The sequence below is a fragment of the Pinirhizobacter sp. genome, from assembly GCF_035317885.1.
Lineage (GTDB): Bacteria > Pseudomonadota > Gammaproteobacteria > Xanthomonadales > Rhodanobacteraceae > Pinirhizobacter.
In genome coordinates this window covers 1-12,156 of sequence record NZ_DATHFX010000133.1, presented here as the reverse complement: position 1 = coordinate 12,156, position 12,156 = coordinate 1, and the positions used below count along the sequence as shown (strand labels likewise).

At 65.9% G+C, this 12,156-nt stretch carries 9 protein-coding genes and 1 pseudogene; 5 read left to right on the top strand and 5 right to left on the bottom strand.

From position 1 onward, the window contains the following. The 3 genes from VK519_RS04135 to VK519_RS04125 form a co-directional block, all read right to left on the bottom strand. The coding region (locus tag VK519_RS04135; RefSeq protein ID WP_324347871.1) for a xanthine dehydrogenase family protein molybdopterin-binding subunit at positions 1 to 2,233 on the bottom strand (2,233 nt) is incomplete at its 3' end. After that, entirely contained in the window at positions 2,233 to 2,763 is a 531-nt protein-coding gene (locus tag VK519_RS04130; RefSeq protein WP_324347870.1) for a (2Fe-2S)-binding protein, read from the bottom strand. The genes VK519_RS04135 and VK519_RS04130, both read right to left, overlap by 1 nt. Positions 2,764 to 2,808: 45 nt before the next feature. After that, positions 2,809 to 4,134 carry an APC family permease gene (locus VK519_RS04125; RefSeq protein WP_324347869.1) on the bottom strand — a complete coding sequence of 442 codons (1,326 nt, stop codon included), beginning with the start codon at positions 4,132 to 4,134 and terminating at the stop codon, positions 2,809 to 2,811. Between the two features lie 223 nt (positions 4,135 to 4,357). Between VK519_RS04125 and VK519_RS04120 the strand changes: the two genes are divergently transcribed. The 5 genes and pseudogenes from VK519_RS04120 (at position 4,358) to pssA (ending at position 10,614) form a co-directional block, all read left to right on the top strand. Further along, positions 4,358 to 6,916 carry a bifunctional aspartate kinase/diaminopimelate decarboxylase gene (locus VK519_RS04120; protein ID WP_324347868.1) on the top strand — a complete coding sequence of 853 codons (2,559 nt, stop codon included), beginning with the start codon at positions 4,358 to 4,360 and terminating at the stop codon, positions 6,914 to 6,916. Next, positions 6,913 to 8,250 (top strand): annotated as a pseudogene (gene murL / locus VK519_RS04115) (UDP-N-acetyl-alpha-D-muramoyl-L-alanyl-L-glutamate epimerase). The gene VK519_RS04120 and the pseudogene murL overlap by 4 nt, the downstream one beginning before the upstream one ends. After that, positions 8,237 to 9,598, top strand: a complete 1,362-nt coding sequence (gene murD / locus VK519_RS04110; protein ID WP_324347867.1) for a UDP-N-acetylmuramoyl-L-alanine--D-glutamate ligase — start codon at positions 8,237 to 8,239, stop codon at positions 9,596 to 9,598. Before murL ends, murD begins: the two are co-directional and overlap by 14 nt. After that, positions 9,585 to 9,878, top strand: a complete 294-nt coding sequence (locus VK519_RS04105; protein WP_324347866.1) for a hypothetical protein — start codon at positions 9,585 to 9,587, stop codon at positions 9,876 to 9,878. The genes murD and VK519_RS04105 overlap by 14 nt, the downstream gene beginning before the upstream one ends. Before the next feature lie 118 nt (positions 9,879 to 9,996). Next, a complete protein-coding gene (gene pssA / locus VK519_RS04100) occupies positions 9,997 to 10,614 on the top strand; it encodes a CDP-diacylglycerol--serine O-phosphatidyltransferase (protein ID WP_324347865.1) in 618 nt (205 codons plus the stop codon). 61 nt (positions 10,615 to 10,675) lie between these two features. Here the strand turns inward: pssA and VK519_RS04095 are convergent, their stop codons facing one another. Both VK519_RS04095 and VK519_RS04090 read right to left on the bottom strand, forming a co-directional pair. Next, positions 10,676 to 11,227 carry a glutathione peroxidase gene (locus VK519_RS04095; protein ID WP_324347864.1) on the bottom strand — a complete coding sequence of 184 codons (552 nt, stop codon included), beginning with the start codon at positions 11,225 to 11,227 and terminating at the stop codon, positions 10,676 to 10,678. A gap of 2 nt (positions 11,228 to 11,229) precedes the next feature. Beyond that, positions 11,230 to 12,156 (bottom strand): translocation/assembly module TamB domain-containing protein (locus VK519_RS04090; protein ID WP_324347863.1); only part of this gene is annotated, 927 nt, incomplete at its 5' end.

Genomic DNA, 12,156 nt, shown 5'->3' with positions numbered 1-12,156 from the left:
CGCGCACCGCGGTGGCGCGGAACACCGCGTTGGCGAGGGCAGGTGCGGCGGTGGGCATGCCCAGCACGCTGGCGCCCGCGGGCGCAGCTTCCGACGGCACGATGATCACCTCCACTTCGTTAGGCATCTGAGCGGCGTTGGCGATGGGATAGTCGCGGAAATTCTTCTGCTGCACCTGGCCGTCACGGAAGGTGATCGACAGGTTCATCGCGGTGGAAAGTGCGTCGAACGTGCCACCCATCACCTGGGCCTCGAGCCCCAGTGGATTGACCGGCTGGCCCACGTCCACCGCACAAACCGCGCGTATGACGTCGATCTGGCCGTTGCCCTTGTTCGCCACCTCGATGGCGTGGGCCACGTAACCGCCGTTGACGTAATAGCAGGCCAGGCCGAGCCCGGTTTCGCTGTGCACCCAGCGTTGCCAGCCGATGCGGTCGGCAACCTGGCGCAAGACATTCACCAGCCGTCCGGTGTCGACGGTGGGACCGCCCGGTCCGCGATACGGTAGTTGTCGCGGCTCACCCAACAGGCGCAGGCGTACGTCCAGCGGGTTGGCCTTCAACGCGTTGGCGATCTCGTCGATGAAGCTTTCGCTGGCAAACGCATGCGACAGATGCGGCGTGCCGCGCCACTCGCCGCGCGGTACTGGCGTATCGAGCGCGTACCAGTTGCTGCGGAAGTTGTTGACCAGGCCCGCGGGCATGGCGTCCTGCACGAGCTCGGACATCCACGGCCGCGCCGGCGCCGGAAGGTCGCGGCTGGGGCTGGCCATGTTCTGCACCCAGCCGGTGATGCCCTTGCGCTGGTCGATGGTGGCGCTCATGCGGTGGATCGTCGGCGCACGCCATGCATCGTGGGCGAGGTCTTCGTCGCGCGTCCACATCACCTTGATCGCGCGGTTGCGCAGCGGCTCGGGTTTCTCGGCCATGGCGATGATCATCGCTTCGGCCAGGTGGTCGTGCAGCAGCCGGCGGCCGAAGGCGCCGCCACCGCGCGGCACGTCGATGCGGATCTGCGAGGCGCGCAGGCCCGTCATGCGCTGCACGATGGTGTAGGCATCGCGCGGTGCCTGCGAGGCGGTCGTGACCACGGCACTTGTGTCCGGGTCCACGCGCACCGTGCACGACAACGGTTCGGCCACGGCGTGGGCGATCCATGGCTGCACGTAGGTTGCATCGATGCGGCGCGCGCCCTTCTTCTTCAAAAGACCCACGGCATCGCCATCGTCGCGCAGCACGGTGACCAGCGCGTCCGGGCTGTCGAAGGCTACCTGCGCCTGTTTTTCCAGGTCCGACAGGGTCGGGATGGGATGTGCGCCAGGCTTCCAGGAGAGCTTGAGTTTCTTCCGGCCTTCCAGCGCCGACCAGGTGTCCTCGGCAAGCACCGCCACGGCTGGCGCCAGCGCGGTCATCCCCAATCCCTGGCCGGCTTCCGGCTGGAGCTGGATCACCTGCAGCACGCCCTTGACCTTCAGCGTATCGCCGGTATCCACCGTATCGAGCGTGCCGCCCGGGTAGGGACAGCGCGAAAGTACCGCGACCATGCCGTCGCCGTCGGTAGCGTCAATGGCGTAGATGAGTTTGCCCGTAACCACGGCGTGGGCATCGACGTCGCCCACGGGCTGGCCCACCAGGCGGAAGCGGTCGGGAGTTTTCACTCTTGGCGCGGTGTCGGGTACGGCAAGCTGCGACGCGGCTTCGGCAAGCTGGCCATAATTCACGCGACGGCCATCCGGGGCGATCACCGTGCCGTTCTCCACGCGCAGTTGCCCTGCGGCCACGCCCAGGCGTTGCGCTGCAGCCTGCAGCAGCATCGAGCGGGCCAGTGCGCCGGCCTGGCGCATGTCGGTCCACGCCGCGGGGATGCTGTCGCCCTGGCCGCTACGTTGGCGGCCGTAAAGCCAGCGCGGCTCGCCATTGCCGTCTTCCACGCCCAGGCCCAGGGGCACCACCACCACGCGTGTCCAGTCGGCGTCGAGTTCCTCGGCAACCAATCGCGGCAACGACGTGGCCGTGCCTTCGCCGTTGTCCGGGTCGCGCGCGCCGATGAAGATGCGGCCGTCGGCGTCCAGCCGTAGGTACGGCCCCACCTGGCTCCAGGCATCGCCCAGTAGCGCCAGCGGCACGGGAGGAGCGTCGGCGCGGGCACTGCCGATGCCCACCACCAGCGCGCCGGCGGTGCCGGCCATCACCTTCAAAAAACGTCGGCGCGAAAGCCACAGCGTGTCCGTCATCAGCCGGCGTCCCGCATGGCTTTGGCGGCACGCTTGATCGCCTTGCGCACCCGCGGGTAGCTGCCGCACCGGCACAGCGTGCCGATGCGGTCGATATCGGCGTCTGAAGGGTCGGGTTTGCGGGCAAGCAGATCGGCCGCCGCCATCAACTGGCCAGGCTGGCAGTAGCCGCACAGCACGGCATCTTCATCGATCCATGCCTGTTGCAGGGGATGCAGGCTGCCATCGGGCTTGCTTAAGCCCTCGACGGTGGTCACGTGCTTGTTGGCAAGCTGGCCCATGGTAAGCCGGCACGCCTGCGCGGCCTTTCCGTCCACCAGCACCGTGCAGAAACCGCACTCGCCTTCGTCGCAGCCGTATTTCGCGCCGGTCAGCCGCAGTAGGTCGCGCAGGTACCACAGCAACGGCAGGGCCTCGTCGCCGGTGTGGCGGAAGCGTTTGCCGTTGACCACCAGTTCCATGCCCTCGCGGATGGGCTCAGGCTTGATTTCACTGGTGGGTGGCGCTTGCAGGACTTGCGGCTGCTGCATGATTTCTCCTGGTTATTTCCCTATTCTCACATTGTCCGCCGTGTTTTAGACGTGGCTTTTACTGAACAGCCGTCGCCAGACTAGGTAAACCGGGATACCGGCAAGCACGATCAGTACGCCGACGCCCGCATTCGTCGGGTTGTCCAGCATGGTCACCACCACCACGGCGGCCACCGCGCCGATGAACAGCAACGGCAGCCATGGATGCCATGGCGCACGGAACGACGGGTTGGCTGCATCGTGCCTGCGGTACCAGAACAAGGTGGTGACGGTAACCGCGCAGGCGAGCCAGTCGGCAAAAGTGGCGTAGTCGAGCAACTGGCCGTAGCTGCCGCTGGCGGCCAGCACGATCGACCATGCAGCCAGCAACATCAGGGCCACGTTGGGTGTGCGCCAACGAGGGTGCAGGCGCGCCACGCTGCGGAAGAACAGGCCGTCCTCGCCCATGGCCTGCAGCACGCGCGCGCCGGAAACCAGCGTGATGTTGCAAAAACCCAGCGTGGATATCGCGATGCCCAGCGCGATGGCCTTGGCGCCCGCGTCGCCGAAAACACGGCGCATGACGTCCGCCGCCGGTGCCTCGCTGCTGGCCAGGCCCCCGTGGCCCAGCACGGACAGATAGGCATAGTTGGCAAGGACATAGGCCGAGATCACCACCAGCATGCCCAGCCCCAGGGCTCGCGGCAGGGTACGTTGCGGGTCGCGCACTTCGCCGCCGAGGTTGTTGAGGTAGGTGAAACCGCTATAGGCGAAGAGCACCGGCAGGAAGGCACCGGCAAAGCCCACACCGTGCATGCTGGGGTCGGCCGACAGCGCCTGCGTGCTGCCGGCGCCGGCGAAGGCAAGGCCGGTGACCACCAGCGCCACCACGGCCAGGAGTTTGAGGATGGTGAAGACGTTCTGGATGCGCGCGCCGGTGCGGATGCCGAAAAGGTTGATGCCGGTGACGAACACCAGCGCGCCGATGGTCAGTGGCAGGGCAAGGCCCGCCGGAAGGCCGAAGGCGGCGAGGGCGTAGCCGGAAAACACCGTGGCGACGGCGGCGGTGCTGCCCGAATAGATCACCAGCAGCATGGTCCAGCCGAACAGGAACCCCGCCATGGGGCCATAGGCTTCGCGCAGGTACACATAGCTGCCGCCGGCGCGGGGCCGGCGTGCACCCAGTTCGGCGTAGCAGAGCGCGCCGACCAGGGTGAGCAGGCCCGCCGCCACCCAGATCGTCAACAGCGACAAGCCCGATTCGGTACGCTGGGCGGCGATGTTCGGGCTGCGGAAGATACCGCCACCGATGATGCCGCCGACTACGATGAGCGCCGCGTCGCGCAAGCCCAGGCTGCGGACGTAGCCCTCCGGCGGGTTGGGTGATGACATCGAGCTTTCCCCAAGGTCGTAAAAGGCCAGAGAATGGCGGGCTTGGGCGCATCGGGCAAGCGTTGCCAGGCAGACTTGAGCCAGTTCCGAGGCATGTGCCTTGCTGCCGTTGCCTTTTCCCTGACGCAGCGCAACACTCACAGGATTTGGCAAACCCCCTCGGAAGATTCCCGTGAGCCTTGTGTTTCCGGCCCCGCTCCCCGCGGACGCCCCCTGGATTGTGATGAAGTTCGGTGGCACCAGTGTCGCCACCGCCCCCCGCTGGCGGAATATCCTGGAACTGGCCGCCAGCCGCCGCGCCGAAGGCGCCCGCGTGTTGATCGTGGTATCGGCGCTATCGGGGGTGACCGACGCGCTCAAACATATCGCGTCCCAAGGCGACGTCATCGATCGCGCGGCGCAGGCCCGCGCCCTGCGCGAACGCCACCACGCCCTGTGCGACGAAATGCTGCTGGATGTGCCGGCGAACCTGCATGCGCGCCTGGACAACCTGGCGACACTTGCGGCAGACGGCCACGCCGAGCTCGGTGAACTGCCCTGGTCGGCCCAGGTGCAGGCGCATGGCGAGCTGTTGTCCAGCACGCTGGGCGCGGCCTTCCTTACCGCGCAGGGCCTGCCCACCACCTGGCTCGATGCGCGCGAGTGCCTGCACGCGGTGGCGCTGCCCAACCAGAACGAACGCACCCGCGTGCTCTCGGCGATGGTCGAGGCCCGCCACGACCGCGTTTTGTGCGCGCGGCTGGCGGAGCTTGGCGAGGTGTTCATTACCCAGGGCTTCATTGCCCGTGACGAGGAAGGCCGCACGGTGCTGCTTGGCCGGGGAGGCTCCGATACCTCTGCTGCGTATTTCGGCGCGTTGTTGCACGCAGCACGGGTGGAGATCTGGACCGACGTCGCCGGCATGTTCAGCGCCAATCCGCGCCAGGTGGCCGGCGCGCGCCTGTTGCAGAAGCTCGATTACGAAGAAGCCCAGGAAATCGCTTCCACCGGCGCCAAGGTGCTGCACCCCCGCTGCCTGTCGCCGCTGCGCGAACCGCGCGTACCCTTGTTGATCAAGGACACCAACCGCCCCGAACTCGACGGTACCGTGATCGGCCCGGAGGTGCGCGAACAGGCACCCAGCATCAAGGCGATCAGTGCACGCAAGAACATCACCCTGGTGGCGATGGAATCGGTGGGCATGTGGCAGCAGGTGGGCTTCCTGGCCGATGTGTTCGCCAACTTCAAGAAGCACGGGCTGTCGGTGGATCTGATCAGCTCTGCCGAGACCAACGTCACGGTGTCGCTGGACCCCACCGAGAACCTCCTCGATTCCGACGCCGTGGCCGCGCTCGCGGCCGACCTCGCCAAGGTCTGCCGCGTGAAGGTGATCGCTCCTTGCGCCGCCATCACGCTGGTCGGCCGCGGCATGCGTTCCATGCTGCACAAGCTGTCAGCGGTGCTTGCCGAGTTCGGGCAGCTGCGCGTGCACCTGATCTCGCAGTCGTCGAACAACCTCAACATCACCTTCGTGGTCGATGAAGACGTGGTCGACGACATCCTGCCGCGCCTGCACGACATGCTGATCGGTGCCGGCGCATTGCGCACCGACGATAGCCTGCTGTTCGGCCCGGCCTGGCAAACGCTGTATGGCTCGGTTGCCGAGGTGAAGCCCATGCGCGCCTGGTGGCGCGACGAGCGCGACACCTTGCTCAAGCTCGCCGCCGAGCGCTCGCCGCGCTACGTGTACCACCTGCCCACCGTGCGCGGGCAGGCGCGCAAGCTGCATGCGCTGGGCAGCGTCGATCGCCTGCACTATGCGGTGAAGGCCAATACACATCCGTCCATCCTCAAGACGCTGGCCGAGGAAGGCTTCGCCCTGGAATGCGTATCGCCCGGTGAGCTGGCGGCGGTGATGGCCGCGGTGCCCGAATCCACGCCCATTCTCTACACGCCGAATTTCGCCTCGCGCGCGGACTTCGTCGCGGGCCTGGCCACGCGGGCCACGATCACCATCGACGCGGTGTTCCCGCTCGAGCACTACGCCGCGATGTTCGCTGGCCGCGAATTGATGCTGCGCATCGACCTGGGCCGGGGCCTGGGCCATCACGAGAAGGTCAAGACCGGCGGCATCGGCAGCAAGTTCGGCATCCCCATCGAACAGCTCGATGGCGCATTGCGCCTGGCCCGCGAGGCTGGCGCGCGGGTGATCGGCCTGCATGCCCACTTAGGCTCGGGCATCCTCGATGCCGCGCATTGGGGCGAGGTGTACGGACAGCTGGCGGCGCTTGCCGAGCGCGTGGGCAGCATCACCGTGCTCAACATCGGCGGCGGCCTGGGCGTGCCCTCTCATCCGGGCGAGCCATCGCTGGACATCGACGCGCTGGCAAAGGTGCTGGCGCAGGTGCGCGCGTCCTACCCCCAGTTCTCGCTGTGGATGGAGCCGGGCCGCTACCTGGTGGCCGACGCCGGCGTGTTGCTGGCCCGTGTGAACCAGGACAAGGGCAAGGGCACCGTGCGCTACCTGGGCGTGGATACCGGCATGAACAGCCTGATCCGCCCCGCGTTGTACGATGCCTGGCATGACATTGCCAACCTCTCGCGCCTGGGGGAACCTGCCACGGCGATGTACCAGATCGTCGGCCCGATATGCGAATCGGGTGACATCCTGGGCGAAGACCGCCGCCTGCCCGAATCGAACGAGGGCGATGTGATCCTGGTCGCCCAGACCGGAGCCTATGGTGCGGTGATGAGTTCCCGTTACAACCTGCGCGACGACGCCGACGAAGTGGTGCTGCCATGAGCCTTGACCCGCGCCAGGCGCAGAGCTTCCATTTCGTTCGCCACACCTATGCCAACGGTGTCGCCGAACTCGTCTATCGCTTCGACGACGGCGAGGAACTGATCGAGCGTGTGCGGTTTCCCGACGCTCCCTTGGTGCCTGCCGAGCGCGCTGGCGCGCTGGCGGCGGTGTTGCGCCTGCTGCACCTGATGGCTGGAGTGAGCTACTACAAGGCCGCCGTGCCCGAAACGATCGTGGTGCACGGCGAGCAACCCGACGACGCCACGGCGGATCTCCTCGACGCGCTGTACCTGCATGGCCTGGCCGAGTTTGCCTATCGCAACGGGCTGGACCTGCGTGGCCGCGTGCGTTTTCCCCGTGGCGGACACCTGCCGCCGGCGGGTGTGCTGCAGCTTCCCCGCCGCGCGCTGCTTCCGATCGGCGGTGGCAAGGATTCGGTCGTGGTGGTCGAGGCGGTGAAATCCATCGGCGCCGACGCCACGGCGAGCTGGGTGGGCAATTCGCCGTTGATCGCGGCCTGTGCCGCTCGCACCGGCCTGCCGATGTTGAACATAGGCAGGGAATTGAGCCCGGGGCTGTTCGAGCTCAATCGCCTTGGCGCCTGGAACGGGCATATTCCGGTAACTGCAGTGAATTCGGCGATCCTCGCCATGGCCGCGGTGATCTATGGCTATAGCGCAGTGGTGTTCGCCAACGAGCGTTCCGCGTCGGTCGCCACGCTCGAGTACGAAGGCCAGGAAGTGAACCACCAATGGAGCAAGGGCTTCATGTTCGAGCAGGCTTTGCAGGGGTACCTGCACAGTCACGTAGCCCAGGACCTGGACTATTGCTCGCTGCTGCGCCCGCATTCGGAACTGGCCGTTACCCGCGCCTTTGCAAGGCTGGGCGCGCCGTATTTCGACGTGTTCTCCAGCTGCAACCGCAACTTCCGCATCCTGGGTCCCAAGCCCGCCGACCGTTGGTGCGGGCAGTGCCCGAAATGCCACTTCGTCTTCCTGGCGCTGGCGCCGTTCATGCCCAAGCCCCGGTTGCTCACCATCTTCGGGCGCAACCTGCTCGACGACGAATCGCAGGCGGCCGGCTTCGACGCGCTGCTGGAGTTCCGCGACCACAAGCCGTTCGAGTGCGTGGGCGAGGGCGCCGAGGCGCGCGCCGCCATGCATACGTTGTCGCAACGCGCCGAATGGAAGGAAGACGCGCTGGTAGCGCGTTTCCGCCGCGAGATCCTGCCGCAACTGGATGCTTCATTACTGGCCGTGGAACCGTAGCTGCAGCCGGCTTCCGCGCACCTGGTGCCAGCGTGGCTGCACGGGGCGCTGGATGCACTGGACTAAGCTCGAAGGACGGCGCATCGCGGTCTGGGGCTTCGGCCGCGAGGGCCGCGCCACCCTGGCGTGGTTGCGCAAGCGCCTGCCCGGCGCGCCGCTGGCGCTGTTCTGCCTGCCGTCGGAAGAAGATGAAGCGCGTGCTTTCGGCCAGGCGCTCGGTTCGCTCGACGTCCGCACGGCTGTGCCTGATGACGGCCTGCTGGCCGCCTTCGACGTCGTGGTGAAGTCGCCGGGAATTTCCGCGTATCGAAGCGAGATCCTCGCCGCCAGGAAACGTGGCACGGCGTTCACTTCCGGGACTGCGCTGTGGTTCGCGGCGCATCCGGAGGCGCGCACCATCGCGGTAACCGGCACCAAAGGGAAAAGCACAACGACCGCGATGATCGCGCACCTGGCGCGTTCGCTGGGTGTGCGCACCGCGCTTGCAGGGAATATCGGCCTGCCGTTGCTGGAACTGGACGGTGAGCAGGCGGACCTATGGGCGATCGAGCTTTCAAGCTTCCAGACCGCCGAAGCCACCAACGTGGACCTGGGCGTGGTCACCAGCCTGTACGAGGAACACCTGGACTGGCACGGCAGCGTCGAGCAGTACGTGCAGGACAAGCTTCGCCTGGCCGATGCCTCGAAGGCGCTTTTGATCAACGGCCAGCAGGGCACGTTGATCGAGCGCACGCAGGGTCACGCCGGGCGTTTCTTTTTCGGCCGGCCCGATGGCTGGCACGTAGACGGCGGCTGGATCCACCGCGGTGGTGATCGCGTAGTGGAGGCGTCGATCATCCCGGCGCCGGGCGCGCATAACGCCCTGAACGCCTGCGCCGCCCTGGCCGCGATCGAACACATGGGCCTGGACGCCGTGGCCGCCGCACCGGCGCTGGCTTCGTTCCACGCGCTTCCCCACCGACTGCAACCCCTGGGCGAACGCGACGGCATCACCTACATCAACGATTCCATCAGCACCACGCCGATGGCGACACTGGCCGCGCTGGAGACCCTCCAGGGCAAGCGTGTGGCGGTGATCGTTGGTGGCCATGACCGCGGGCTGGACTGGCACGGCTTTGTTGATGCGGTGAAGGACAGTCCACCTGCGGCGATCGTTTGCCAGGGCAAGAACGGGCCAAGAATCCACCATCTTCTGGAGGAGGCTGGCGTGACGAACGTGTCGCTTCATGCGGATGTCGCGCACGCCTTTGAATTCGCTCGAGCGTCCGTTGGCAACGGTGGAACAGTGTTGTTATCTCCTGGCGCCCCGAGTTTCGACCAGTTCAAGGATTACGCTGACCGCGGGCGAGCATTCGCAGCCATGGCTGGCCTCGACCTTGAGGCAGGCAGCATCGTGGGGCTTGGCGTCCAGTAAAGCTGCTGCGTTAGGCATGGTGTTTCTGCATAAGTTTTCGTCGCGCACGGCATTGATAATCGGCTCGGCGCAATTCGAGAGCACCATGCCACGCAAGAACAAATACATCGGAAGCAATTTCGACGACTTTCTCGCTGAGTGCGGAATCCTTGAAGAAGTAACCGCTGTCGCGAAGAAGCGGGTCGTCGCATGGCAAATCGAGCAGGCCACGAAGACCCAGCCTCTACCCAAGGCCGAGCTCGCGGCGAAGCCGGGAGCCAGCCTAGGGGCGTTGAGCTAACGACTCGACACCAGAGATGGCAGCTAGGCAGGTAGGCGGCCACTCCAATCGGCCGGATTCCTCTTCACGCTCCCACACCCTATGATGCGCGGAACCTCCGCCGAACGAACCCAAGCCCATGCCGCAGCCGCGCCGCGTGTTTTCCATGATCCGGGAATTCCACCTGGCGGACTGGTTCACTCTGGGCAATGCCGTGAGCGGGGTGAGTGCCCTGTTCTCGACGATGAGCTACCTGCAGTACGGCGAGCGCTGGCACCTGTACCTGGCCTGCGCGCTGGTGGCGCTGGCGCTCATATTCGACGTGCTCGATGGCCGCGTGGCGCGGTGGCGCCAGAAGAGTTCGGCCATGGGCCGGGAGCTTGATTCACTCGCCGACGTGATCTCCTTCGGCGTGGTCCCGGCGGTGATCGGCTACGGCTGCGGCATGCAGGGCTCGCTCGACCGCGTGGTGCTGGCGTTCTTCGTCGCCTGCGGTGTGTCGCGCCTGGCGCGCTACAACGTTACCGCGGAAGCCAATTCGCAGGACGGCAAGGTGAAGTTCTTCGAGGGCACGCCGATCCCGACATCGCTGGTGCTGGTGGCGATCATGGCCTGGGCGGCATACGACGGCGCCATTGGAGATGCCTTGTGGCTAGGCGTGGCGCAGCGGGGCGTGTTCGAACTGCATCCACTGGTGTTGATGTTCGCGATCTCCGGCTCGTTCATGATCAGTCGCATCCGCATACCGAAATTCTAGCGTTGTCGCATCGCGACCGGGGTCAGAGTCGTAACTCTGACCCCCATGCCAGGCTACTTCCTCAAGCCGCCAGCGCGGTCTCGATTGCCTTGGTGAGCTTCGGATCGTCAGGCGTGACATCCGGATCGAAGCGGCCCACCACATTGCCCTTGCGGTCAACCAGGAATTTCTCGAAGTTCCAGGTGATGTCGGTCTTGCCTGGTGGCAGCAGGTTCTTCGCACCCAGCTTCTCGCGCAGCTGGCCGCCGTCCTTCGGGGTGGCGTCAGGCTTCGCCTGGATCAGCGAGCTGTACAGCGGATGGCGGTCGGGGCCGTTGGCATGCACTTTCCCGAACAACGGGAATTGCACGTTGAAGTTGGTTTCGCAGAAGGCTTTGATCTCCTCCTCCGTGCCCGGCTCTTGCCCTGCGAAGTCGTTGCTGGGAAAGCCCAGCACTACCAGGCCCTTGTCGCGGTAGGTCTCGTACACTGATTCAAGGGCTTCGTACTGCGGGGTAAGGCCGCACTTGGAGGCGACGTTGACGATCAATAGCACCTTGCCTTCCCAGGGCGCCAGGGTGGTCTTCTTGCCATCGATGTCGTCGACGGCGATGTCGTACAGGGGCGATGCCATGGTTATTTCTCCAGTCGGTAATTGAAGCTGGCGCGGGAGAACTCGCTGGCGTTCTGTGCCTCGAAGTTCCAGCGCCGGCTGAACAGGTAGCGCAGCGTGATCACCTGGCCCGGTTCGAACAGGCCCACCCCATAGCTTAGGTAAAGTCGCGGCGAAAGATATTTGCCTACCGTGAAGGCGCTGCTACCGTTGAGTGCATCGCTGTTCTGCACCCCGATGTCGTCCACGCCGATGCGGCTGCCGATCTTCTTGGCCAGGAGGTCGCCCGCGGCCGAGCCCAGCGCCTGGGCCGCACTGCCGACGAGGTTGCCCTCGCCACCCTTCACCTGGCTTAAGGGTTTGCCGGTGATCAGGTAGGAAAGCGCATCGGACTGCTCCATCGTGGGCTCCGAGAACACCGTTAGCACGGGCCGGCGCGCGGTGCCTGAGACATAAAGGCCCACCTTCTGGCCATCGTCCACGGTGGAGTTGGGGTTGATCTTGCGCGAGGCGCGGATGTTCAGCCCCGGGTTGTCGATGGGCGTGGAAGCGAACAGCAACTGGCCGCGTTCGATGTTGAGGTTCTGGCCATAGGCGCGGTAGACGCCGTCCACCCGGATCTGGCCCTGGCCACTGGTGACGCGGCCGGGCCGCTCGCGCACGGCCAGTACGCCCGATACCTTGCCGTCCATGCCGAAGCCCACCAGATGGGTCTTCTGGCCGAGGTCCACCGAGATATCGGCGCTGATCGGCGTGGCTTCTTCTTCCTGCTGCTGGTTCTTTTCATCCACCACCACCACGTCGGGCGAGGCCTTGGTGGCGCCCGCGCCGGGAAGGCGCGACACGTCGACGTCGGCCAGGTCCAGCGTGACCTTGCCGTTGACGGCGATGCCTTCCTTGCTTTGCTTCACGGTGAGGGCCGGCGAGATCACCACCTGTGCCGCGGGAAT